The sequence below is a fragment of the Caballeronia sp. HLA56 genome, from assembly GCF_054655155.1.
Window position 1 is genome coordinate 239498 of record NZ_BAAHOB010000002.1, and the last position, 23434, is coordinate 262931.

Genomic DNA, 23434 nt, shown 5'->3' on the forward strand with positions numbered 1-23434 from the left:
GCGAGCTACGTCTCGAATATGCGCAGTTTGCACGAAAAGCAAACGCTTCATAACGCGGGTTACGACTAGGTTTTCGTGTTATTTCAGCGTTTTGCCCGGCAGGAAAGGGTTCGAGGCTTTCAGAATGCCTGCGCCGACGCGCTAGCGTTGCAACATGCGTGCAACAGGATTCAAGACGACAAGCCGCCAGCGCTTTCACAATGGGTCACTTCGAACCGAAACGGACAGCCCTTATGACGAGCGCATCACCGGAACAACATGAACCAAGCGCGCGGCCGCAACGCTGCGTGATCGTGGTGGATAGCGAACTGCCACCCGGCCGGGCGGCGAACGCGGCGGCGGTGCTGGCGCTGACGGTGGGGCAGCGGCATCCGTCGCTCGTCGGCGCGCCGCTCGTCGATGCCTCTGGGCACGCGCATCCGGGGCTGATTCCCATCGGCATTGCAGTGCTGGCGGCAGATCAGGACACGTTATCGGCGTTGCGCGCGAAGGCCGCGGCCGCATCGTGCGATGTCGTGACGTTTCCCGTGCAAGGCCAGCAAACGACCGATTACGACGCCTTCCGCGATGCCGTCGCCAGCGTGGAAACCGAGGCCTTGCGCTATGTCGGTCTCGCGCTGATCGGCGACAAGAAGCCCGTCAGCAAAGCGGTCGCGAATCTCGGCCTGCTTAAATAAACTTGCTTCGATTCAACGCGTCGCCGTCTTGTATGCGCCTGGCGTGACACCAAGCATGCGGCGGAAAGTGCGCGTGAGATGCGCCTGATCCGCGAAACCGGTCGCGGCCGCGATATCGCTCAACGCGCCGCCATCGCGGATCAACGCCATGGCGACGCGCACGCGCGCCTGCCGTTGATACTCGTGCGGCGTCATGCCGGTTTCACGACTGAAGGCGCGAAACAAGCGATAGGGCGGCAAATTCGCCGCCTCCGCGATATCTTCCAGATGCACCTGCTCGCCCAGACGTTCGTCGATAAACCCGCGCGCGGCCGCCACGGCGCGCGGTTCGCGCGGCGCTTTTGCGTCCTTCGTGCGATCCGTCATATGCCGGCCGGTGAGACGCGCCGCGAACTGCAAATACCGCTCGTCGCGATACAGCGACGGTCCCTGCTCTTCCGATGACCGGTGCACATCGTGAAGCGCCGCGCACAACGCCGGATCGCGAATGATCGGGCCGATCAGCCCTCCGCCGCGCATACGTTCGTCGCCCGCGAGCGCACGCAGATGCGCGACATCGACATAGAGTGTGCGCTGCGTCCAGCCGGCTTCGTCGACGGGCCAGCCCGCGTGCGGTTCATCGGCGTCGATGGCGTAGAGGTCGCCACGTCGCGCCACAAACTCCGTGCCGCGCATGCGGATGCGGATGGCGCCGCCCGTCAGCAGCGCGAAACAGGCGGTGTCGTGCGCATGGACGTCGTAGGAGAAATCGGCAAAGCGGCCGCGCAGCAGTTCCGCGCCGAGTTCCGGCGCGCGCCAGATGTGCGTGTCGGCCTTGAGCGGCGCTTTCATTTCGATTCGAACGGCAAGCTCGCGATGAACTGATCGACCGCGGCGTACAGCGCGTTGCGACGCACGCCATCCTGCGCCTCGATGGACAAGCCCGCGAAGAGCGTCATGCAAAGCGCAGCGAGCGCATGGATGTCCGCGTTGGCATGGAGCTCGCCGTGTTTGCGCGCATCGTTGAGCCGCGCGGCGATGGCGCTTGCCACCTGACGGCGAATCTTGCGCAACTCGTCGCGCAACTCGCCGTGCTCCGGCGCCACCGACATGCCGCCCAGAAAGATCATGCAGCCGCGTGACCCCGTCCCGCTCGTGAAAAGCTCGATGCTCGTGCGGAACATGGCGCGCAAACCGTCGCGCGCGGACTCGTGCGCGCGCAACTGGCGCACCGCCGCGCCACCTTCCGCGGCGGAATAGAGCGCGATCGCCTCGCGGTACAAGTCTTCCTTACTGCCGAACGCGGCATAAAGGCTCGGCGAGTTGATGCCCATGGCATCGACGAGATCGGCCATGGAACAGGTGTCGAAACCCTTGGCCCAGAACACTTCCATCGCGCGCCTGAGGGCGGCGTCGCGGTCGAAGGCGCGCGGTCGGCCACGCGTCTTGTGAACCGTCTCCAAGACTTCATCTCGATGCAGCGTCATGTCGTCTCCGTTTTTATGAACGACGTGGCACGCGATTGGTGCGTTCCATGGAATTCTGAATTCTGTGTTGATCGTAACAAAATATCTGGACCTTTGCACGGACCAGTGTTTTAATATGTGTGTCGATCATTACACAATTCAGTTTTCTGGAGCATCAACATGAAATCATCTATTACCGCCCTGGCCGCCGCGTTCGTTCTGGCCACGCCGCTGGCTTCGTTTGCCCAAACCGCCGCGCCTGTCGTGTCGCAAGCGAGTCCGGTTTATTCGGTGTTCGTGGATCAACCCACGGGCTACACGTTCGTGAAGATGCCGGCCGGCTGGAAGTTCGTCGGCGCCGTATCGGCGGAAGACACGCAGCATCTGCCTGCCACCGTGCTGACGTCCGGCGCCATGCCCGCCGACTATGCACAGCTCAATAGCGCTGCATCGGTGAAGTAAATGTGTGGCCAAGGCCTGCTTCGTTGTACGTTTTAGCGCGGGCCGTTTCACTCGCGTCGAGCATCAGGCGCACGCGATCGATATCTGATCGACCGTGGCGGCCCGTTCGGCACAGATCGCATCGACGATGAATTGCGCGTCGCGCGCGACGCCCGAAAAGCGGCCCGAGCCCCATGTATGCAACCACGGCAAGCCCACGAAGTAGATGCCGGGCGTGGCTGTCACGCCGCGCCGGTGCGTCGGGTAGCCGCGTCCGTTGAAGACCGGCGCATCGAGCCAGCTGAAGTCCGGCGTGAAGCCGATGCACCACACCACCGACGTGATCCCGCTGTCCGTCAACGCAAGCTCGGTGCGCTCGTCTTGCGGCTGCCACACGGGTTCGTAGCGTTCGCCTGCGGGCGCGTCGATGCCATGCTTGTCGATGAAGCCATCGATACTCATGTTGATGCGGTTGTAGATATCGTCGGCTTCGTCGAGATTCGCGCGCAGGTTGGGCGCAAAACGCAGCTTGCCATCGCGGAGATCCTGCAGCCGCCCGAACAATTCCATGCCTTCCTGTGCAAAGCGGCGCAGGTCGATATCGCGGCCGCCGTCGCGGCCCGTCACGTAGTGATTGGTGTTGTCGCGCACGCCTTCGCGCAACGGATGATCCGTCACGGGCATTTCGTAGTAGCGCATGTCCGCGAGCCAGTCGACCACGTCGCGTCCGCGATAAAACCGCGCACAACGCGGCGCTTCGCCCACGGCGAGATGCACCTTGCGTCCCGAGAGATGCAAGTCCTCCGCGATCTGCGCGCCCGACTGGCCCGATCCGACGACGAGCACCGCGCCCGGTGGCAACTGATCCGCATTGCGATATTCCGACGACTGCACCTGCGCGATCTCCTGCGGCAAGCGTTCGGCCATGCGCGGGACGATAGGCGTGTGATAGCCGCCCGATGCCACCACGATCTGATCCGCCGTGAACTCGCCCTGCGTGGTCTTCACGGCATAGCGGCCCGCTGCATCACGTTGCACGCGTAACACGGCGGTCTGCTCGAGCACGGGCGCATTGACCTTCGCGATGAAGCCATCGAGATAGTCGATGATCTCATCCTTCTTCATGAAGCCATGCGGGTCCGCGCCGGTGTACGGGTAGCCCGGCAACGCGCATTGCCAGTTCGGCGTGACGAGGCAGAAGGTATCCCAGCGCTGCGTGCGCCAGGTATGCGTGACGGTCGCTTTCTCGATCACGAGATGATCGATGTTCGCCTGCTGCAGAAAGTAGCTGACCGACAGCCCGGCCTGCCCGCCGCCAACGACGATCACGCTGTAGTGCGTCTCTGTGGAAGTGACGTTCGACATGTTCCGATTCCCTTTGATCCAAGGACTTCAATCGAGCGCGAGCACGGTGACGAGCGCGCCGGGTCTTGCATCGAAGCGGCCCGCGTCGGCTTCGATCTGCGCGAGTTGATCCATCGCGGCCGAGCACGCGAAGCCGTACTTCTCGCGCACGCGCTCGGAGCCTATCGTCAGCGCCTCGCGTGAGCGCGCGACGAAGTCATCGACGGGATAGGTGTTGCCCGGTGTGAAGAATTCGCCGACGACCGTGGACGGCGAATAACAGTTCGCTTCGACGCCATCGGGCCAGCGAATTCGAAAGTGCATGACAGGCATGGTGGCGTTCCTTTAGACGGTCGTGAGCGGCAGGCTTTGCAGCCACTTGCCGTAGATGTCGAGATGATGCGCAGCGCTCGCCTGCCATGTGTAGCGGTCGAGCAAGGCCGGCACGGCTTGATCGAAATCGATGTCGTGTGCACCGTCCATTGCTTTTGCAAGCGCCTTGGCAATCGAAGCGGCGTCATGCGGATCGGTAAAGATGCAGGTTCGATCGTCGAGATAGTCGGTGAAGGGTTCGATATGCGAGACCACGACGGGTTTGGCGCTCGCCAGCGCTTCGAGTACGACCAGGCCGAAGCCTTCGCGTAGCGAGATCATGGAGACGACATCGGCGATGCTGAACAGCGCGGGCATCTGATCGTCGGGCAAGGGACCGGTAAGGATCACTTGCGTGTGATCGAGGCGGAGCTCGGCTGCACGCGCAAGAAAGCGGCGCGTGTAGGCGTCGTGGTCGAGCAGGCTCGCGCCGCCGGCAAGCACCAGTTGCGCCGATGGCCGTTGCGCACGCAGCAGCGCAAACGCTTCGAGCAGCATGAGCGTGTTCTTGCGCGCCTCTATGCCGCCCACAGCCAGCACGACCGGCCCCGCGCCTATCGCGAAGCGCTTGCGTAACTCGTCGCGCTGTCGGTCCGCGCGCGCCGCATAACGCGTTCTGTCGATGCCGTTTCTCACCGTGCGCGCATGCACGCCATGCGTGTCGTACATCGTGCGCGTCCATGCATCGCTGACGCAGAGCACGGCGTCGGCGTCTTGCCACGCGCGACGTTGCCAGTGCGAAAGACGCGCATCGTCGAAATTGTCGAGATGATGAACGGTACGCACGAATCCCTTGATGCAGCCTTCCGCTTTAAGCTCGGCGAGCGCATTGCCGCCAATGCTGTCTTGCGCATGGAGAACATCGAAGCTCTCCGCGCCTTCTTCGATCAGCGCATGTTTCAGCGCGCGGATGCGCTCATCGACCATTGCGGCGAGACCATCGCGCGTTCCGGCCACGCGCGCCAGCACCACGCGGCACGGCGAAGCGCGGAACATGGATTCGCCTTCACGCGCGGGCGCAAAGATCGTCACGAGGTGGCCGCTTTCGTGGAGCGCACGCGCGAGTTCGAGGCTATGCACGACACCCCCGCGCGGATTCACCGAATGCGTGAGCAAGCCTATGCGCATCATGTCGCGCTCCTCGCGCAAATGAAGCCTTCTTCGCGCAGATTCCATAACAGCGCGCTTTCCCCGCCACGTTCGACGACCACTTCGCGCGACGCATCCACCGAGCCGATCGCGGCGCACGCCAGCGAACGGGCTTCGAAACGCGCGCGCACGGCATCGACATGTTCGGGGCGCACCGACAGCACGAAGCCGAAGCTCGGAAAGGCGGTGAGCCAGCGTTCGAGGTCGGCGTCAGCGGGACGCGGGATGGCATCGAGATCGATACGAGCGCCCGCCTTCGAACATTCGAGCAGCATGAGCGCGGTGCCGAGCGCGCCCGCCATGCTGATGTCCTTCGCCGCATCGCAGAGTCCGTCTTCGGCGAGCGCGGGCAGTATCTCGAAGTCTTCGCGCGCACGGCCTTGCGGCGCATCGGTCGACGCATTCCAGAACGGATACGGGTCTTCATACTTGCCGCGCAGATCGACGGCCATCAGAAGCGCGTCGCCGGGTCGTGCATCGAAACTCGTCAAGAGCTTGCGGGCGCGGCCGAGAATGGCCATCGCGAGTTGCGCGCCGTCGCTCTGCACGTTGCTATGTCCACCGACGACAGGCACGCCGTACGTCGCCGATGCGGCCGTCATGCCCGCGAGCACTTCGGAGGCGTCCTCGATGTTCGCGTTCCATAACGCATCGACTACGGCGAGCGGGCGGCCGCCCATCGCGTAGATATCGCTCACGTTGACCATGACCGCGCTATAGCCCGCGAACCACGGCATGGCGCGCACGAAGTCACTGACCATGCCTTCGATGGCGAAGAGCAGAAAGCCGTCGCCATCGCGAATAGCCGCGCAGTCGTCGCCGATTGCAACCGCTTGCGAAAGATCGAGACGGTTGTCGGGCAAGCGGCTCACGACATCCGCGATATCGCGCTTGTGGCGAAAGCCGCGGCTCTCGCGCAAACGCTCGACCAGTGCGGACAACGTGCTCATGACGGCTTGCGGGCCAGCGCGACGAAGCCGCTTTGCGGCGTGACGCACGGCGGATACGCATCGAGTTGCGCCTGCATCAGATGATGCGGGCGCCCGAAAATGGCTTCCTCCTTGAGCGAATCCCAGCGCAGGCGCGCAAAGAGCGGCGCATTCTGCGACTGCACGTGCGCGAGAAACGTCTCGCAGCCCAACGCATGCGCGCTCGATACCGCAAGCCGGATCAAGGTCGCGCCGATCTTCGCGTGCGAGCGAAACGCAGCGTGCACGGCAAGGCGCGAGCCGAACCACACGCCGGGCTCTTCCTCGTGGATGCGCACCGTGCCGACGACCTGTTCCGGCATGCCCGCCACGCAACTCAGCGCGACGAGCAGTTGCGCGCGTTCGTCGATAGCGTCGCGGTCATCGCCGATGAATATTCCTTGCTCCAGGCAGAACACCGCGCGCCGCAGCTTGTAGGCTTCGCTCGCTTCCCACGACAGCGTCGCCCACTTCACGCGATATTCGACCGGCGAGTAATCGAGATCGGGCACATCGGCTTCGACGAACATGATCACACCTCGTACGATGAAAGCGACGAACACGCGCCGCACTTGCCGCAGCCGGCCTTGATATCGGTCGAGCGCATCTGTGCTTCGGCGAGCATCGAGCCGATGGGCGCCAGCACCGAACGCATGAATTCCGGCTCCGGCGCGGGATGGTCTTCGAGCGGCGTGCCGCTGATCGGCACGAACGGCACGACGAACGGATACACGCCGAGCGCAATCAACTCGCGCGACATGTCGATGATCGACTGCGCGCTATCGCCGAGGCCGGCGAGAATATACGTGCTGACCTGTCCGCGTCCGAAGACGGCGACGGCTGCCTTGAACGCTTCCATGTAACGCGACATCGGGACGCTGGCCTTGCCCGGCATGATGCGATCGCGCACGGCGGGCGTCACCGCTTCGAGATGCATGCCGAGCGTATCGATGCCGCTTGCCTTCATGCGCTCGAACCAGCGGTCGTCATCGGGCGGTTCGCACTGCGCCTGAATCGGCAGATCGACGGCGGCCTTGATGGCGAACGCGCTGTCGCACAGCACTTTTGCGCCGCGATCCGGCGTGGGCGGCGTGCCGGTCGTGAGGACCATATGCTTCACGCCATCGAGCAGAACCGCCGCGCGCGCCACCTCGGCAAGCTGCTCGGGCGTCTTGTGCGCGATGGTGCGCCCCGCCGCGAGCGATTGCCCGATCGCGCAGAACTTGCACGACTTGCGGCGGCTTTCATAGCGGATGCAGGTTTGCAGCACCGTCGTCGCGAGCACGTCCTTGCTGTGCAAGGTGGCGATGTGCGAGTACGGCACGCCGTCGAGCGTTTGCATCGCATAGAAACGCGGCGCTTTGGGGAAGCTGATGCTCGCGATAGGGATCGCATTGCGCATCAACGCGCTCGTGCCGTTCGCGTCCGCTTCGCCCGCGACGAAGGGCGAGTTCCACGCGGTGCTCGTATGCACGGGCACCATGATCGTCACGCCATCCACGGTGACGGCCTTGTGATCCGATGGCCCCGCGCCGCCGCGCCGGCTCGAAACGCCAGCGCGCGGATCGACGAGCCGCAGGCCCGCCGACTGAAGCTCAGTCATCAATTGCCGGCTCGACGCTGGCAGGTTCTCTCTGGCGCTCATCGTATGAGGCTCCGGTGAATGGCATGACGGGCATGGCGGGACGGTCGTTGATCGCTAGACTCAGCAACTCGGGTCGCGCGTAATGGCCGACCGAATCCATCATGCGTTTGCGCTTGGTGATGAGCGACATGTCCAAATCGGCGATGACCATGCCCTCGCCTTCGCGCAACGGCTCGACCACGTGCTGGCCTTCGGGCGAAACGATCGCGGTGTTGCAGCCACCACGCAGCGCGCGCTGCAGATTCGGATCGGGCGTGATGGCTTCGATCTGCGCCTCGGTGAGCCAGCCCGTCGCGTTGACGACGAAGCAGCCGGACTCCAGCGCGTGATGACGGATCGTCACTTCGATCTGATCCGCGAAGATCGGCCCGACGAGCGAGCCGGGAAACTGACTGCAGTGGATCTCTTCGTGCTGGGTCATCAACGCATAGCGCGCGAGCGGGTTGTAGTGCTCCCAGCAAGCAAGCGCACCGACACGTCCAATGCTCGTATCCACGACCTTGAGACCCGCTGCATCGCCCTGTCCCCAGACCATGCGTTCGTGATACGTCGGCGTGATCTTGCGGCGCTTGAGCAACAGCTTGCCGTCGGTATCGAAGATGAGTTGCGCGTTATACAGACTGCCGTGATCGCGTTCGTTCACGCCGAGCACGACCACGATATTGCCGAGCCGCGCGCGTTCGGCGACTGCATGCGTGACCGGTCCCGGCACCACGACCGCCTGTTCGTAGAGCTTCATGTGATCGGCGCCCATGGCAACCGGCGCGCGCACGAACGAGAAGTACGGGTAGTACGGCACGAAGGTTTCGGGGAACACGATCAACTGCACCCCTTTCGCGGCGGCTTCGTCGATAGCCGTGCACACCTTGTCGAGCGTGCCGTCGGGCCGCTCGAAGTCGGGCGTGATCTGCACGGCCGCCGCGCGGACGATGCGTTTTGCGCTCTGTGCGGCCATGATCGTCAGACGGTCCACGTATGGATGATGAGCGCGTTATCCTTGCGATGGAGCAGCTGGATGTCGAGCACATCGAGCGGACTGATCGGCCGGATGCCTTCGATCAACGACGCTTCGCCGTGCCCATACAGCGCCTGCAACGCGAATCGGCATGCATAGACCTTGCCGCCTTCGGCCATGAACTTCTGTAGTTGCTTGTTGAAGTTGAGATGACCGGGGAAGGCTTCGTCGCCAAGCGTGGGAAAGCCGCGTTGCAGACCGAGCGTGACGCCGGGGCCGTAGAGCAGCACGGAAGTATCGAAACCCTTGCGTTGCAGACGCGTTGCCTGCAGCAGATTCACGAAGCCGATCGAGCCTTCGAACGCGACCGTATGAAACGTGACGAGCGCTTTTTCGCCGGGCTCGGCTTTGACATCCTCGAAGACCTTCTCTTCGTAGTCGACCAGATAATCGCCGTTCTTGTGAAGCGGTTGCGTGACTGCGGGCATGGCATTCTCCGATGGTGGTGTCTGATATGGCGCGCATCGAGTTGTCGCGACGGCGAGCCTACAAACGCAACGGATATGCCAATGATTGGCCCGCGAAATGCAATCACTTCGCGATCAATAAAAAGCGCTGCGGCGATGCGCGCCGAAAAAAATTTTCGCGCGCCATGATGGGTAACGCTTCGCGACGTTTTGTCGATGCAATCAATGAAGATCGCGCGCACGAATTCGGCGCAGACACGCATGGCGCTGGTGCGCGCAACACCGAAGCCGTGCATCGATGCGATCAATGCAATCAGGTTGCCCAGGCTTATGCGATCTTTTTTGATGCGGCATGCTTGGCTGATCGCATGCACACAAGGGAAATCGCCCCTATGAATCAGCCCGCGCATCACTGGATCAGGAAGCTCGAAGAGAGCCGCAAGCCTGCTTATCTGACGATTCCCGATCTCATCGAGGAAGATCTCGCGAGCGGCCGCTTGCGTCCGCGCGATCGTCTGCCGGGACTGCGCGATCTCGCCGATGTCCTGAATCTCAACTACACGACCGTGGCGCGCGCTTATGCGGAAGCACGCAAACGCGGCTTGCTGGATCTGCGCGCGGGCAGCGGCACCTTCGTGCGCGGCCGAACGCAGACCTTGCCGCTGGCGGGCGGCAGCAGCGTCGAGATGTCGATGAACATGCCGCCCGAGCCGCCCGGGTTGACGGCGCGCTTGCGGGCATCGGCGGCCAGTTTGATGCAGAGTGCGGACCCGTGGCAGTTGTTGCGCTATCAGGACTTCGGCGGGACGGCGGCGGATCGCGCGGCGGGCCGTGCGTGGCTGCGCATGCGACTGCCCGATTGCGAGGACGATACGGTGCTCGTCTGTCCCGGCATTCATAGCGCGTTGGTGGCGCTTGTTTCGCAGCTTGCGCGACCGGGCGAGATGATCTGTCTCGATACGCTGGCGTATCCTGGCATCAAGGCTATCGCATCGCAACTCGGGGTTCGCTTGCAGGCGTTGCCGCGCGACGACGAGGGGCCGCTGCCGCATGCGTTCGAAGCGCTTTGCAAGACGGAGAAGCCAGGCGGCTTCTACTGCAATCCGACCTTGCAGAACCCGAGTACGTTGACCATCAGCGCGCAACGACGCGAGGCATTGGCGGATGTCGCCATGCGCTATAACGTGCCGATCATCGAGGATGAACCGTACGGCATGTTGCCGCTCGATGCGCCCGCGCCGCTTGCCGCGCTCGCGCCCGAGCTGACTTATCACGTCACGGGCTTATCGAAGACCTTCGGTGCGGGCTTGCGCGTGGCGTATCTCAAGGCGCCGACGCCACGGCAGACGCAGCGTATCGCTGGCGCGTTGCGCGCGACGACGGTGATGCCGAGCCCATATACGGTGCTGCTGGCGACGCACTGGATCAACGACGGCACCGCCGCCGACGTGCTCGATGCCATGCGCGAGGAATCGATCGCGCGGCAGGCGATTGCGGCGCAGGCGTTGCGCGACTTTCCGTATAGCGCGCATCCGCATGGCTTTCATCTCTGGTTGCCCGTGCCCGACTTGTGTGACTGGAGCGCTTCGGAATTGGCGTTGCAGTTGCGTAATCAGGGGATCGGAGCCGTTGCGGGCGCGGCGTTTTCAACGGATGGCAATCCGCCTAATGCGTTGCGCTTGTGTCTGGGTGGACCGCAGAATCGCGAGGATTGCAGGGAGGCTTTGAAGCGGGTGGCCGATATGCTGGCCGATCCGCATCATTTGCATATGCCGATGCTTTGAGGGGTGTTGACGAAGCCACGCATATGAGCCGCCGCCCCCATGGCGCAGGGCTTGTCGATTAGCTCGTGACCGAAGCCATTGCGAGCTTGATCAGACTGTCTCGGACGCGCTCTATCACTTCATCCCAATCGCCACGCCGCTTCTGCCGAAACAACCGCGCAGACGGATACCAGGGCGAGTCTTCGCGATCATCGAGCCAACGCCAGTCACCCGAGAATCGATTCAATATCCATACCGGCTTTCCAAGCGCACCTGTCAGATGGGCGACGGATGTATCGACGCTGATCACCAGATCCAACTGCTCGATGATGCACGCCGTATCGACCAAGTCGTTGGCGTCGTTCATCAGGTCGATGACTTGGCCACGCGGTGAAACCTCGGCAAGCTGCGTTCGGGGTTTGCCGTGCTGCAAGCTGAAGAAAGTCACGCTGGGCGTATCCAGCAGCGGAAGGAGGTTCCGAAAGTGTAGCGATCGCAAAGCATCAAGTTTCGTTTGATCGGGACCGCTCTTGAAATTGCCAAGCGCGGGCGAACCCGCCCAGGTAAGCCCAACTTTCAAGGATCGTCGCGCACTCAACCCGCTCATGCGCTTGGCCCAAGCTTCGAGACGCTCACTTGGCAGCTTAACGTACGGCGCCCGCCAAGGAATGCCATGTAGCGTCATATGCATGAGCCCCGGAACACTCATCGAGAAGCACCAGCGGTCGTAATCGGCTGCGCCGGGTTGCACACCGATATCGATGATGGAATCGATACCTTCGACGCCCTGAAACAATGCGAAAAGCCCGTGATTACAGGCCACTGTCAATCGAGCGACGCCCGCCGTTTTGAGCAGCGGCATGAAACGCACGAACTGAATTGCATCACCGAGGCCCTGCTCGAAAACAACTAGTAAAGACTTGTCCTGAAGGGACTCGCCTTGCCACGCGACAATCGACACCTCCCTTGCCTTCCGTTCTATCAAGCCAAAAGTGGCGTGGTCAAACGAGTCAGAGTTCCTTTCTTCGAAGAATTCCCACCCTTCCTCATATCGACCCATTCTCAACAGCAGGATGCCGAGGCTAACCTTAGCCCCCGCACTCTGCGGACGCAGGGCAATCGCCTCGCGCAACCAGGCTTCCGCCTCCTGTAGTCGGTTGAAATCGGTGAGCAAGGCACTCAGATTTAGACGGGCTTCGAACGATTCGGGTTGCAGAGATATCGCTCGGCGAAGGCACAGTTCGGCTTCGGCCCACTCGCCACGCCGCTGCTGCACAAGCGCTACCCCGCAATGCCCAAAGCCGTTAGTTGGATCGAGAGCCAAAACTTGCCGGTACGAAGCAAGAGCTTCATCGTCGCGGCCGGCGTTGAACATCACGTCGCCGAGTAGGCAGTGTGCCTCGGTCGCCGTCGGGCGAATCTCGATAGCTCGTCGGCTTATCTCTTCAGCCTCTGCGAGACGGCCACGCGATCGCGCTATTGCTCCAAGACTGATATGTGCGTCGAAATGTTGCGGCTGAAGGGCGATGGCGTCGTGAAAAGCAATTTCAGCGAGATCGGCACGACCACTATCTCGCAATATGCAGCCGAGCACATGACTTGCCATTGCAAAGCCAGGGCGAAGTGTCAACGCGCGGCGAACCAGCGGCTCAGCGTCGGCAAAACGTTTGAGCTGGAACAGGACGGCGCCGAGATTGAGCGCGATATCCGCCGAATCGGGTCGAAGTTCAATGGCCCTGCGTAATATGACTTCTGATTCCGCCAAACGCCCGACCTGCATGAGAAAGACGCCGAAGTTGTTATGTGCGGCAGGAGAATCTGGACGTAAGGCTAGTGCTTCTCGAAACGCCTTTTCGGTTTGCGTTACCGTTGCATCTTGCGTACTCATTTTTGAATCCATCTATACGTTGCAGGCCTTCTATTTCCGCGCCATTGCAAATGGGATAAGTCCACGCGGCTGATCCTGCTTTCTTTTTGTAACGACGACTTCCTTAGTTGTGGTTTCACTGATTTGAAACGCTAAGGTAGTCCGTCACGAAACTTATGGATCAGTCGCTGAGTCGTTCATACCAGACGTAATAATTCAAAGCCTCTGCGACGTGGCGGCAGCGGGCTATCCAATAGGTCATGAAAGATAAAGAATTGCCTGGATTGATTTGCGCGTTACTCGAGATTTGACGCCTACCACCTACAAAGCGGAACCATGAACACAAAATATTCAAAAAACCTCTATCGCGCCCCATAGCTCCTAACAGAATACGCCTGCACCAATCCCTGTACCAGCTCGTTCGACACATAATGCGGCCCATCGAAAAGATAGGTTTTATATCCGCGATAAGCATCGATCTGCGGCTTCAATTCATCGACCGTTGCGGAGCGAAATCCGCCACCGACATTCGGTCGAAACGCCTCCGCGATTATTCTCACGCGATGGCGCCCCAGGCGCGCCGCAAGCTGATCCGCATATTGCCGCGCTACTCGCGGTTCGCGCGCATAGACGCCGCATCCGTCCTGCAAGAGCACACCGACATCGCGCGGCAGCCAGCCATCGAGCCATTCGGCGATCGCATTCCCACCCACGTTCGCGCGATCGTAGACGCTGATCCAGAGCGGCCGGGGCAACGCATCGAGCAAGGTGCGCAGCGCGCTCGCATCCTGCCAGGTCGGATCGATCTCGACGGGAAAGTAGTAGCCCGTCACGTGCACCGGCAAGACGACATCCGCCAGACGCATCGACTCGATGGAAAGCTGCGCCGCATTCGCACGCGCCACCGCTTCGCTGAAACGTCCCGACAAGCCGATGATCACATCGCGTGCCCAAGGCTCACGTCCAATGCGCTCCCAGTCCGGCATGCGCGGCGCCGGCCGAAAGCCCGCGCCGGGCACGAAGGAGATGCCATCGACCGCCGTCCATTGGACGATCAGTTCGTGCGCGCCAAGCTTGTCCCAGTCGCCGTGCGGATCGTAAAACGTGTTGTCCGGCTGCCAGACGATGCCGGAGACGATGCGCGGCGGTTGCGCCGGCGCCGCGCTCGCGAAGCATATCGATGCGAACACGCACGCCGTCGTCATCACACGGATAACGGCGCGCGAAGTCCGCGCGGGCAACGCGCTTGCGATTGCATCTGCCTGCGAGCCCAATCCAGGCGACTGATCGACGCCGCCGCCCGCACTTACAGGCGACGAAGCAAGCGACCGAGCGCCGCGCACACTGAGCCCCGCGAACAACGAAGCGCGTAATCGCCGTGCAAACGCATGACCCGCGAACATGTCATAAACCTCGTACATGCAAGACCTGCACTGCATCCAACCCATCGGCAGCATGAGCGCCATCAGTACGAGAATACCGCACCGAAGAACACGCCCTTCGCGCGATCGTCGCCCGCCACGCGCACGCGATATTGCACCGATATATCGACGAACGAGCGCGTCGTATCGTAACCATCGCCACGGAACCAGTAACGCGCCGCCACGCCCGCGCCGATGCCCACCGGCACGCTGCGATCGATTGCAGAATCGTAGTCCACGCCGACCACCGCATGCGGAAACACGGTGAGGCGCGGGCTGATCGAATCGATACGATACGTGCGTCCGAGCCGCGCGTTCGCGGTCGCGTACGTCGACGGATTCACAAGGTAATGGCCGGCCTCGCCGTAGAACGTGCCGGTCCACCAACTCGGAACGTCGAGGCGGCGCGTGTCGCCGAAACCGGTCGAATAGGCCGCGCGCACGAGCCAGTCGGAGCGCACGTCCGAGCCTATCGGCAAGATCTTTTCGATGGCGAAGATCGCATTCACCGATGCAAACGGCTTCACGCGCGCACCCAATGCGGCCTGCAACGTCGATGCCCCCGACGGTCCGCTACCCTGCACGCCGAAGTTCTCGTAACCGCGCGCATAGACTTCGAACATGCGGTCGCCGAGGCTGCCGAACGGGCGCCAGTACGCCTCCGCGCCTGCTTGCCAGTTGCTCGACAGGCCGGGCGTCGGGTTGAACGCAAAGCCCTGCTGCGCGCCGCTGCCGCGATAGTTCACGTTCATGCTGAAGCCCCAGTCGCGGGTGGCTTCGGCGTGGGCCGCGCGCGCGTCGTACACGGCTTGCGGCGGGAGCGCGTCGTCTGCGTGAGGCGCGCTCGCGGTGCGATCCATCGCGCGTTCGAGATAGCGCGCGCCTTCCTCGTTGCGATGCATCGAAAGCGCGGCATAACCCGCATCGGCTTGCGCGCCCGGTGGCAGTGTACCGCTTCGTTCAGCGCGTGCGAAACGGTCCAGCGCAAGCTGCCGCTCGCCCGCCCGCGACGCGATGAAGGCCGCCTGCAGGTCGCTCATCGAATCGAGCAGATTGGCGTCGATGGCCGCGCGCGCTTCCTTCGATGCCTCGCGCGTTTTTCCCGCCGCCGCGAGCGCATCGATCAGCGCGATGCGCAATTGCGGATCGTCGGGTACGGCGGCGATCGCATCGCGCCAGTGGTCGATGGCCTCGCCATGCTTGCCGTCGCGTTCGGCCAAGCGTGCGGCGCGCGTGTCGGCGAGCGCGGGGTCGTGGGCGTAGACATCGCACGATGCGCCGTAGCGGTCTTCGCGGCAATCGAAGGTCGGCCGCGCACGCGGGTCGATGTCGTTCTGCGCGGCGGCGGCCATTTGCAGCATCGTCTTAGCGCGCTGACGGCGTAAAGCGATGGCGGCGTCGGCATCGTCGAGCGCGGCGGCGTTTCGTTGCGATACGGACGGCAGCGCGTCGAGCGCGGCTTGCGGACGGTTCTGCGCGAGCCGCACATCGGCGATGATCGTGCGTGCCACACGGGCATCGCGATATCTACGTTCGGCTGCGGAAGCGGCTTCGCCGCTCGTCGAGGCCACGTCATTCGTGGCTTGGTTGCCGCGCGACTGCGTTACGCCCGCAATCGACGGATTGGCGCGGCGCGCATCGGCTTCGTCGAACATCACGTTTTCGCCGGAAGCCGCGGCTTCGGCGCGGCGCGCGTCGCCTTCGGCGATCAACACGCGTTCCAGTTCGATGCCCGTGGGGTCGGCGCGCATGGCGCTGCCTTGCGTGTCGGCGTTCACGTTTGCATCCGTAGCTTCGCTGCCGCGTTGTCGATGGCGCACTGCCGCCGAATCAGCGAGCATCGCGCTGCTCGGGTCTGAAGGGTCGGCGCTTGTCTTTGCACTGGCAGCGTCACTCCGGCGCGGATTCCGCAATGCCGGGGAAGCAACGCTCATCGTGCCGCCTTCGTTCTCATCATCCGCCTGCGCCCCAACGTTCGCCCGCGTATCCCCCGCCTGCGACAACGACTCCGGCGCCACCGCCAACGCGTGCGCGAAATCCGCGTCCGCATTCGCGCCGCGCGCCGCACGCGCATAGCCGCGCAAGGTCCACCAGAGCGCGTCGTTGCGATCGATAGCGATGCAATCGCTCGCCGCCGCTTCCACGCCCGCCAGATCGCCACGCGCGAAGAGGGTTTCGAGCAACTGCGTGCGAAACTCCATCCGCGACGGCGCGAACGCCACCGCCTTGCGCGCATGGCTTTCCGCTTCGACGAAATCGCCATTCGCACGCGCCGCATACGCCGCCTTCGATTCCACCGGCGCCAGCCGATCGCCGATATAACGCCGCCGCGTGCGCAATTCGTTGTTCTCGCCGAAGCGACGCGCGGCATCGTCGGCGGCGGCGTAGGCGGCGGGATCATCGCCGGAAGCGGCGAGCGAATCGACGAGCAGATAGCGCAAGCGCTCGACTTGCGGCGCGAGACGCACAGCTTCACGGCTCTCGCGCACGGCCGCCGCGTAATCCTTCTTGCCGAAATCGCGATACGCCGCGCGCGCGGCCACGAGCGCCGGACCTTGCAGATCGCCGGCGCCGCCACCGCCCGGATGCCCTTCGCCACCGCCCGCGATCGACGTATCGATCTGCCGGCGGCGCGAGATCAATGCGGGCACGGGTCCGAGTTGCGCGATCGCATCGGACAGTTCGTGGCTCGCTTCTTTCAGACGGCCACGCGCCGCCAGCGAATTGGCCAGCAGCACGCGCAAACCCGCGACATCCGGCCGCTGCCGAATAGCCTCGCGCGCCGACGCGGTGGCATCGGCATATCGATGTTCGCCGAACGCCGCGTAAGCGTCGCGCGCAATGCGATACGGCGCGCCGCTCAATTGCAAGGGCAAGGTTTCATCGGCGTGTGCGTGACCGCTCGCGCACATCATCGCGGCGGTCCAGAACATGACGCGAGCGACGCGGGATGTCGCGCGCGTTGCCGGCGGCGTCATCCGGCGCGCATTCGGCCCCTGACGATCGGGCATCGTTCCGGTGTGCAATCCAGCGCCATGCTTTCTCGCAACCAAATCGATTCTTTCCCGCAAAGCCGATTCTTCGCCACGCAGGCGCGCACGATAGCGCTTCATTGCCCACCCGCCCGCTTCGCATACCGGCGCCGTTGCTCGCCCACCGCCGAAGCCAGCGCTTCGCTCGTGATCACGCGCTCGGCGACCATGTAATCGCCGATACGTCCATGCCGCTCCGGCCGATAATTCTGCAACGCCGTTTCGAACGCGCGGCGCGTGACGAGGCCCATCTCGATCATGATGTCGCCAAGCAAGGGCACGCCGCGCGCAGCCTCGTCGTTCACCGCCTTCGCGGCCGTCTGCTCGTCGCCGGAAAGCGCCGACACGCCCACATCGCGCAACATCCGCAAGCCTGCCGCGATCTCGCTTTCGCGCACCACGTTGATCGATACCGCGCAGCCGGTCGCTTCGCGCAATTCGGCGAGCGCCGCGTCATCGAGCAGACTGGCGCTCACGAAGATCGCGTTGCCGTTCGCATCGGCGCCCTGGGGCATGGCGCGCAGGCGCACGAGCGTTTCTGGCGGCACCGCGACGCCCGGCTCGTTCTGCATGCGAGCCACGTCGAACCTTCCACGCGGCAAGTCCGCCTGAAACGCGATTGCTTCCGCGAGCGTCTCCTCGTCGAGCCAGCCGCGCGTGACGAGCACGCGTCCGAGCGGCGCTTCGCGCGCATGGTCCGTCTGCTTCGCCTGTTCGAGCCGTTCGGGGTCAATCGCCTGCCACGACACCAGCAAGTCGCCGAGGTCCTGACGCGTGCTGCGCAAGCCATCCACGCTCGGGAAATCGTGCATCGTCTTGTCCCACGCGAGCCGCCTTCCCGTCACCACATGCACGATAAAAAGGCGCCACGCGCGCGACACCGCCATGAAGTTGACCACGTTGCCGATCACCATGCGCGGCACCGCCAGAATGCCGTGCTCCCAGCCGTAAAGCCGCGTCGTGAAGATGATGCGCTGCGTGACGCGCAGCAAGAGCGCGACGAAGTTCGCGGCGAGCAGCGCCTGCAGCCAGCCGGAATCGATGAACGGTGACGGAAAGAAATCATTCGTGAAGCCGAAGTACGAAGCGCTCGCGAACAGCATGAACTGCACGGCAAGCAGATAGGCCAGCATGCCGACGAACGCCGTCACCACGCCCTTGCGGTCGCGCAGCAAGAGATAGCGGTTGGCGAGCGTGCCGCTCCAGCCTGTCAGCGCCCAACCTTGCAAGCCGATGCCGAGCGTCCAGCGCGCCCGCTGCCGGTACGCGGTGCGAAACGTGTCGGGGAAAAATTCGCGCACGCAAAGCGGCATGGTGGTCGTGATCTCGCGCTCGGGACCCAGGCCGAACCACACCTTGCGGCGCGACGTGAACTGCACCGGAAACAGCGGAAAGATGGACTGCATGCCCATCTTGAGAATGCGCGCGCCGATATCGTAGTCTTCGGTGAGGCTCTCGGTATTGAACGGCTGACTCTCGGTCTGCCGAACGAGCGCGAGCATCGCGCGGCGCGAGAAGCACGTGCCCACGCCGGCGGAGGGCACCGCACCCGCGAGACTTTCGCGCACGACCAGATCCTTTGCGTGCCATTCCGCGAACTCGTCCATGTACGTGCCCGCGACCAGTTCGAACCAGTTGCGTTCGAGCGATGCCACCGGCAACTGAATCATGTCTTTACGCGGCAGCAGATAGTTGAAGAACTTGAGTTCGATGGGATGCAGCACGTCCTCGCTATCGTGCATGACGATCCCCGCGAACTCCACGCCCGCCTCGAACTCGTAGCGCAGAATCGCCTGCACGAGCCAGTTGAGACAGTCGGCCTTGCAGGTCGGCCCGTCGTGCGGCACTTCCACGCGATGCAAATGCTTGTAGCGATGCCGCATGCGTTCCACTTCGCGGATCGTCGCCGGATCGTTCTGATAGGTGCCGACGAAAATCGTATAGCTGCGGTAATCGAGCACGCGCACAAGGTCTTCGATCATCGGCGCGATGACATCGTGCTCCTGCCAGGCGGGCACCATGATGGCGATCGGCTGCTCGTCGCGCGCGTAAAGCTGCTCGACGGTGAGCGGCGCGTAACGGCGTTCCACCGTCACGCGCCGCCAGAACTTGCGGGTCCAGAACCAGATATCGATGAAGAGATCATCGAGACTCGACAGCAGGATGATCGTCGCCACCACCGCCGCGACGTATTCAAGTGTCTGGTAGTACTCGGCGACGAGTATCTGGCCGTACCACCTGATCGTTTCCAGGATCACGCGCCGTTGTCCTTCTTCTGCCGGCGCAGATGCCTGCGGCGCGCCTGACCCGCCAGCGCGATCAGCACCAGCAACAACACCACGAGCACGGCCGGAATGCCCCAGCGCGCCCAGTGCCGCGTGATCCAGTCGGAGCTGCCCGCCGGTTCATCGACGAGTTCATCGGGATTCACGGTATCGAACTGCTTGAGGACGCCGCTGCCGTCCACCACGGCAATGTCGCCGCGCGAGAGTTGCAGCTTGTCGCTGAGTACGGGCATGGCGCCCGCCGAGCGATACACCACGCCGCTTTGTCCGTTTGAGCTCGCCACGCTCACCACCGCGACACGCGAAAGGCCCGACATGTCGAGCAGCATGTCGCCCGAAGCGGACTTCAGCGAAAGCCTGTCGGCCGAATAGACGGCGGGATTGTGCTCGTCGGCAAGCGGAACATCGGCGGCGAGGAACGCGCCATCCGGATGCACGGTCGCGCCCGACTCGCTCACGGCGAACTTCGCCTGCACGGGAGCGACGCCCGCCGCGCCTGTCAGATAAGCGAGACGCGGCACGCTGTTCAACGCATCGTCGAGCCAGGCGTGCGGCACGTAAACCGTCGCCGCCGATGCAAAGCGCGCCGCCATGCCCGCGAAGGTGTTGTCGAGCGTGGAGTTGCCGAGTTGCAGATGGCTCGTCGGCAACACGGCGACCGGATAGGCCTGGCGCGCCTGACAGCCTGCATCCGGCTGACGGCGAAAGCTCACGCGCAATTCGTTGGTGCGTGCAAGCGCATAGCGCGGAATCGGCACGATGATGCGTTGACGCACGCCATCCACGTTCAGGAGGCGCGCGCCGATCATCACGTCGTTGAAATACACCGTGGCGGTCGCGCCGCCGTTGGAGAGTGTCGGCGATGCCGCGAGGTCGAGCACCACGTTCTGCGGCAGACGGCCGTTGCCCGAAGCCGCGGCGAGGTCGAAGCGCGCGGACCATGACGCGTTGGTCTGCACGTCGATGCTGCGCGGATCGCCGCCGAGCTCCGAAAGCGCGATGTTGTCGCCGCGCACGCGCTGGTCGGCATCGATCGAATGCACGATCAGCCGGTTCGATACATCGATGGGCCGCCAGCTTGCCGCCAGCGCGCCGATGCCGCGCGTGTCGCCGACCACGATCACCGCGCGTCCGCCGACATGCGCAATGCGCACCTCGCCCGGCGCGAGCGGCGCGGTCAGCGTGTTCATCGTGCGGGCGCGCCATTCGTCGAAGGCGGGCACGGCATCGGCGGAAGCGGTGGCGACTTGCGCGCGCAACGCATCGAGCGCGCCGACGATGCGCTTTCTCATGCCGTCATCCGCCACGATCACGTCCGGACCGAACGCCGCGCGCGCTCCGAGCGCGACGAGCGCGCCGAGTTCGGCGTCATCGCTTATTGCATGCTTGCCGCCCGAGGCCAGCGCGCTGAACGCGGGAATCGCGCGCAAAGCCGCGGGCACGTCGATGCCGGTCAGGTCGGCCGTATCGCCCACGGCTGGCAGCGCCTGCACGAGCGGGCGCTTGCCGTCGCGTTGCAGGAGCGCATCGGTGCGCCAGGCCGTGTCGTAGGCGTCGCTGGCGAGTTTTGGCGACGACACCGCGAGCACCGGCGCGTAAGGCAGCGCGCTCCACGCCGTGCGCAGATCGCGAATATCGGCGGGATCGAAGCTGAAGGTCAGACGCGTTTCCGGACGCACGCGCAGCACGTTGCCGATCGCGGTCTGGTCCGTGCACACGTTCTGGTTGATTACCGAGGCGAAGCCGAGCCCGAGCCGCACGAAACCGGCCGAACGCGGCGCGCCGTCCACGCCGATGTTCACCGCGACGTTGCCCGCGTCCTGCGTGAAGGCGCGCGAGAGCACGGGCGAGCCGTCGAGCGAGAGCAGCATCGTCACGCGTCCGCCGTCGCCGCGTACGTAACCGCCGTCGAGTTGCAGCGTGGCGTCGCTGAGCGGGACATCGGCGGGAACGGGGAGATAGAACTCCTGGCGCGTGTCGGGTGCGCTCAGCGTGACGTCTTGCAAGAGCCCTAGCTCGCGCAGTGTCACCGTGCGCGATTCGCGGCCGTTGAGCCCGAGATGCGCGAACGTGCTTGCAAGATCGCCGGCGGCGGCGAGCGCCGCGCACGGAAGCGCCATGGAAAAGGCCGCCCATGCGGCGGTCAAAGCGAGTGCGACGCGCAATCGGCGCGGTTTGATGATGTCGTTGATCAAGGCGAATGGCTCGAATTTTGGCGCATTCTCACGCACAGCCGCTCTGTCGCCCGAAGAGGCTCGAGAGCGCGAACGCGCGAGATTGCGATGGTCTTTTTGGTGCAACGCCCAAGCTGGCAGCTATTTCGTTCGATATCCGCATCGTTCGCTTCGCGGCCTTGCGGCGCTTCGCGCGATGCGCGCACTGCCGCACTACGCAACCGCCGCGCGCATCAGACGATGCTGCTCCTCGGACACGCGCAAGTCGGGGCGAAACTCCTCGAAAGGACGGTCCAGCAACGCCGAGACGATGCGCGACGAGGCATGGCCGTCGCCATAGGGGTTCACGCTGCGGGCGAAGGCGGCGCGGGCGCTTTCATCGTCGAGAAGCAGCGACACAGCGCAAACGATTGCATGGCGATCCGTGCCGACGAGCCGCGCGGTGCCGGCCTGCACGGCTTCGGGGCGCTCGGTGACATCGCGCATCACGAGCACCGGCTTGCCGAGCGCGGGCGCTTCTTCCTGCACGCCGCCAGAGTCAGTCAATACGATGGACGCGCGCTGCAGGAGACGCACGAAGCCCATGTAGTTCTGCGGCTGGATAAGGAACACGTTCGGCGAGGCGCCGAGCGCGCTGATCACTGTGGCCTGCACGTTCGGATTCAGATGCACCGGATAGACGATCTGAACATCGTCACGCCGGGCGATCTCGCCGAGCGCCGCGCAGATGTCGCGCAGACCCTGGCCGAAGCTTTCGCGCCGATGACCGGTCACGAGCACGAGTTGTTTCGAATCGTCGAGATACGGGAAGCGAGCATCGAGCGAGGCTCGCAGCGTGGCGTTCGAGTCGATGCGCTTCGTCACTGACAGAAGCGCGTCGATTACCGTGTTGCCCGTGATGATCGAGCGGCCTTGCAGCGTCTCGCGCGCGATGTTCTGTTCCGAGCGCTGCGTCGGCACGAACATGAGGTCGCTCATGACATCGACCACGCGGCGGTTCATTTCTTCCGGCCAAGGCCGCGTCATGTCGCCGGTACGCAAGCCTGCTTCGACGTGCGCCACCGGCACGCGCCGATGAAACGCCGCGAGCGCGCCTGCCGTTGCCGTGGTGGTGTCGCCGTGCACGAGAATGCGGCACGGCTTTTCTTCTTCGATGACGTTATCGATCGCGCCGATCAGCCGCGCGGCCAGCCCGTTCAGACTCTGGTTCTCGGACATGACCGCGAGGTCGTACTGCGGAGCGATGTCGAAGAGATCCAGCGCCTGTTGCAGCATCGAGCGATGCTGACCGGTTACACACACGATGGACCGAACGCCCGGCTCCGCTTCCAGCGCCTTGACGAGCGGCGCCATCTTGATGGCTTCGGGGCGCGTCCCAAAAATGGACAGTATCGTTGTTCGCTTCGTTGTCATTGGTCCCGACGGCTAC

General features: G+C 63.7%; 19 protein-coding genes. 3 read left to right on the forward strand and 16 right to left on the reverse strand.

Annotated elements, in window-relative coordinates; genetic code table 11:
* Nucleotides 1-233 precede the first annotated feature (233 nt).
* Nucleotides 234-677, forward strand: coding sequence for a DUF2000 domain-containing protein (locus tag ACYQ47_RS07555; RefSeq protein ID WP_244829959.1), 444 nt, complete (start codon nucleotides 234-236; stop codon nucleotides 675-677).
* Nucleotides 678-689: 12 nt separating this feature from the next.
* Here the strand turns inward: ACYQ47_RS07555 and ACYQ47_RS07560 are convergent, their stop codons facing one another.
* Nucleotides 690-1508: a helix-turn-helix transcriptional regulator gene (locus ACYQ47_RS07560; protein ID WP_244829958.1), complete on the reverse strand. Its 819-nt coding sequence runs from the start codon at nucleotides 1506-1508 to the stop codon at nucleotides 690-692.
* Nucleotides 1505-2143: a TetR/AcrR family transcriptional regulator gene (locus ACYQ47_RS07565; RefSeq protein WP_250527997.1), complete on the reverse strand. Its 639-nt coding sequence runs from the start codon at nucleotides 2141-2143 to the stop codon at nucleotides 1505-1507. The genes ACYQ47_RS07560 and ACYQ47_RS07565 overlap by 4 nt, the downstream gene beginning before the upstream one ends.
* A 159-nt stretch (nucleotides 2144-2302) precedes the next feature.
* Between ACYQ47_RS07565 and ACYQ47_RS07570 the strand changes: the two genes are divergently transcribed.
* Nucleotides 2303-2584 carry a hypothetical protein gene (locus tag ACYQ47_RS07570; protein ID WP_250494233.1) on the forward strand — a complete coding sequence of 94 codons (282 nt, stop codon included), beginning with the start codon at nucleotides 2303-2305 and terminating at the stop codon, nucleotides 2582-2584.
* A 63-nt stretch (nucleotides 2585-2647) separates the two neighbouring features.
* On the opposite strand, the gene ACYQ47_RS07575 is transcribed toward ACYQ47_RS07570, so the two are convergent.
* From ACYQ47_RS07575 to ACYQ47_RS07610, 8 genes are read right to left on the reverse strand one after another with little or no spacing between them, the layout of a single operon-like run.
* Nucleotides 2648-3928: an MSMEG_0569 family flavin-dependent oxidoreductase gene (locus tag ACYQ47_RS07575; RefSeq protein WP_250468701.1), complete on the reverse strand. Its 1281-nt coding sequence runs from the start codon at nucleotides 3926-3928 to the stop codon at nucleotides 2648-2650.
* A gap of 27 nt (nucleotides 3929-3955) precedes the next feature.
* A complete protein-coding gene (locus ACYQ47_RS07580) occupies nucleotides 3956-4240 on the reverse strand; it encodes an MSMEG_0570 family nitrogen starvation response protein (protein ID WP_250468704.1) in 285 nt (94 codons plus the stop codon).
* A gap of 12 nt (nucleotides 4241-4252) precedes the next feature.
* Nucleotides 4253-5410 (reverse strand): MSMEG_0565 family glycosyltransferase, encoded by a 1158-nt coding sequence (locus ACYQ47_RS07585; protein ID WP_459904982.1) that lies wholly within the window; start codon nucleotides 5408-5410, stop codon nucleotides 4253-4255.
* Complete coding sequence (locus tag ACYQ47_RS07590) at nucleotides 5407-6378, reverse strand: sll0787 family AIR synthase-like protein (RefSeq protein WP_459904983.1); 972 nt, start codon at nucleotides 6376-6378, stop codon at nucleotides 5407-5409. Before ACYQ47_RS07590 ends, ACYQ47_RS07585 begins: the two co-directional genes overlap by 4 nt.
* The gene (locus tag ACYQ47_RS07595) at nucleotides 6375-6926 is read right to left on the reverse strand and encodes an MSMEG_0567/Sll0786 family nitrogen starvation N-acetyltransferase (protein WP_250468716.1); all 552 of its coding nucleotides are present in this window, start codon (nucleotides 6924-6926) and stop codon (nucleotides 6375-6377) included. Before ACYQ47_RS07595 ends, ACYQ47_RS07590 begins: the two co-directional genes overlap by 4 nt.
* A gap of 2 nt (nucleotides 6927-6928) precedes the next feature.
* Nucleotides 6929-7999, reverse strand: coding sequence for an MSMEG_0568 family radical SAM protein (locus ACYQ47_RS07600; RefSeq protein ID WP_370652265.1), 1071 nt, complete (start codon nucleotides 7997-7999; stop codon nucleotides 6929-6931).
* Nucleotides 7992-8996 carry a Nit6803 family nitrilase gene (locus tag ACYQ47_RS07605; RefSeq protein WP_244829949.1) on the reverse strand — a complete coding sequence of 335 codons (1005 nt, stop codon included), beginning with the start codon at nucleotides 8994-8996 and terminating at the stop codon, nucleotides 7992-7994. Before ACYQ47_RS07605 ends, ACYQ47_RS07600 begins: the two co-directional genes overlap by 8 nt.
* A gap of 5 nt (nucleotides 8997-9001) precedes the next feature.
* Nucleotides 9002-9484: an MSMEG_0572/Sll0783 family nitrogen starvation response protein gene (locus ACYQ47_RS07610; RefSeq protein ID WP_244829948.1), complete on the reverse strand. Its 483-nt coding sequence runs from the start codon at nucleotides 9482-9484 to the stop codon at nucleotides 9002-9004.
* Between the two features lie 371 nt (nucleotides 9485-9855).
* Here ACYQ47_RS07610 and ACYQ47_RS07615 point away from each other — a divergent pair, with 371 nt between their 5' ends.
* A complete protein-coding gene (locus ACYQ47_RS07615) occupies nucleotides 9856-11247 on the forward strand; it encodes an aminotransferase-like domain-containing protein (protein ID WP_250494240.1) in 1392 nt (463 codons plus the stop codon).
* Nucleotides 11248-11305: 58 nt separating this feature from the next.
* Here the strand turns inward: ACYQ47_RS07615 and ACYQ47_RS07620 are convergent, their stop codons facing one another.
* The 6 genes from ACYQ47_RS07620 to wecB form a co-directional block, all read right to left on the reverse strand.
* The gene (locus ACYQ47_RS07620; protein WP_459904986.1) at nucleotides 11306-13114 is read right to left on the reverse strand and encodes a tetratricopeptide repeat protein; all 1809 of its coding nucleotides are present in this window, start codon (nucleotides 13112-13114) and stop codon (nucleotides 11306-11308) included.
* A gap of 341 nt (nucleotides 13115-13455) precedes the next feature.
* Complete coding sequence (locus tag ACYQ47_RS07625; protein ID WP_459904987.1) at nucleotides 13456-14514, reverse strand: alpha-amylase family protein; 1059 nt, start codon at nucleotides 14512-14514, stop codon at nucleotides 13456-13458.
* A 44-nt stretch (nucleotides 14515-14558) separates the two neighbouring features.
* Nucleotides 14559-17525 carry an NfrA family protein gene (locus ACYQ47_RS07630; protein ID WP_459904988.1) on the reverse strand — a complete coding sequence of 989 codons (2967 nt, stop codon included), beginning with the start codon at nucleotides 17523-17525 and terminating at the stop codon, nucleotides 14559-14561.
* A 98-nt stretch (nucleotides 17526-17623) separates the two neighbouring features.
* Nucleotides 17624-19804 (reverse strand): glycosyl transferase family protein, encoded by a 2181-nt coding sequence (locus ACYQ47_RS07635; protein WP_244829944.1) that lies wholly within the window; start codon nucleotides 19802-19804, stop codon nucleotides 17624-17626.
* The gene (locus ACYQ47_RS07640) at nucleotides 19801-22026 is read right to left on the reverse strand and encodes a cellulose biosynthesis cyclic di-GMP-binding regulatory protein BcsB (protein WP_459904989.1); all 2226 of its coding nucleotides are present in this window, start codon (nucleotides 22024-22026) and stop codon (nucleotides 19801-19803) included. The genes ACYQ47_RS07635 and ACYQ47_RS07640 overlap by 4 nt, the downstream gene beginning before the upstream one ends.
* A 192-nt stretch (nucleotides 22027-22218) precedes the next feature.
* Entirely contained in the window at nucleotides 22219-23418 is a 1200-nt protein-coding gene (gene wecB, locus ACYQ47_RS07645) for a non-hydrolyzing UDP-N-acetylglucosamine 2-epimerase (protein WP_244829942.1), read from the reverse strand.
* Nucleotides 23419-23434 lie beyond the last annotated feature (16 nt).

Excerpts from the sequence above, each read along its gene's own strand:
- ACYQ47_RS07555 (WP_244829959.1), top strand. The coding sequence starts at position 234 with ATGACGAGCGCATCACCGGAACAACATGAACCAAGCGCGCGGCCGCAA.
- ACYQ47_RS07560 (WP_244829958.1), bottom strand. The coding sequence starts at position 1,508 with ATGAAAGCGCCGCTCAAGGCCGACACGCACATCTGGCGCGCGCCGGAA.
- ACYQ47_RS07565 (WP_250527997.1), bottom strand. The coding sequence starts at position 2,143 with ATGACGCTGCATCGAGATGAAGTCTTGGAGACGGTTCACAAGACGCGT.
- ACYQ47_RS07570 (WP_250494233.1), top strand. The coding sequence starts at position 2,303 with ATGAAATCATCTATTACCGCCCTGGCCGCCGCGTTCGTTCTGGCCACG.
- ACYQ47_RS07575 (WP_250468701.1), bottom strand. The coding sequence starts at position 3,928 with ATGTCGAACGTCACTTCCACAGAGACGCACTACAGCGTGATCGTCGTT.
- ACYQ47_RS07580 (WP_250468704.1), bottom strand. The coding sequence starts at position 4,240 with ATGCCTGTCATGCACTTTCGAATTCGCTGGCCCGATGGCGTCGAAGCG.
- ACYQ47_RS07585 (WP_459904982.1), bottom strand. The coding sequence starts at position 5,410 with ATGATGCGCATAGGCTTGCTCACGCATTCGGTGAATCCGCGCGGGGGT.
- ACYQ47_RS07590 (WP_459904983.1), bottom strand. The coding sequence starts at position 6,378 with ATGAGCACGTTGTCCGCACTGGTCGAGCGTTTGCGCGAGAGCCGCGGC.
- ACYQ47_RS07595 (WP_250468716.1), bottom strand. The coding sequence starts at position 6,926 with ATGTTCGTCGAAGCCGATGTGCCCGATCTCGATTACTCGCCGGTCGAA.
- ACYQ47_RS07600 (WP_370652265.1), bottom strand. The coding sequence starts at position 7,999 with ATGACTGAGCTTCAGTCGGCGGGCCTGCGGCTCGTCGATCCGCGCGCT.
- ACYQ47_RS07605 (WP_244829949.1), bottom strand. The coding sequence starts at position 8,996 with ATGGCCGCACAGAGCGCAAAACGCATCGTCCGCGCGGCGGCCGTGCAG.
- ACYQ47_RS07610 (WP_244829948.1), bottom strand. The coding sequence starts at position 9,484 with ATGCCCGCAGTCACGCAACCGCTTCACAAGAACGGCGATTATCTGGTC.
- ACYQ47_RS07615 (WP_250494240.1), top strand. The coding sequence starts at position 9,856 with ATGAATCAGCCCGCGCATCACTGGATCAGGAAGCTCGAAGAGAGCCGC.
- ACYQ47_RS07620 (WP_459904986.1), bottom strand. The coding sequence starts at position 13,114 with ATGAGTACGCAAGATGCAACGGTAACGCAAACCGAAAAGGCGTTTCGA.
- ACYQ47_RS07625 (WP_459904987.1), bottom strand. The coding sequence starts at position 14,514 with ATGTACGAGGTTTATGACATGTTCGCGGGTCATGCGTTTGCACGGCGA.
- ACYQ47_RS07630 (WP_459904988.1), bottom strand. The coding sequence starts at position 17,525 with ATGCCCGATCGTCAGGGGCCGAATGCGCGCCGGATGACGCCGCCGGCA.
- wecB (WP_244829942.1), bottom strand. The coding sequence starts at position 23,418 with ATGACAACGAAGCGAACAACGATACTGTCCATTTTTGGGACGCGCCCC.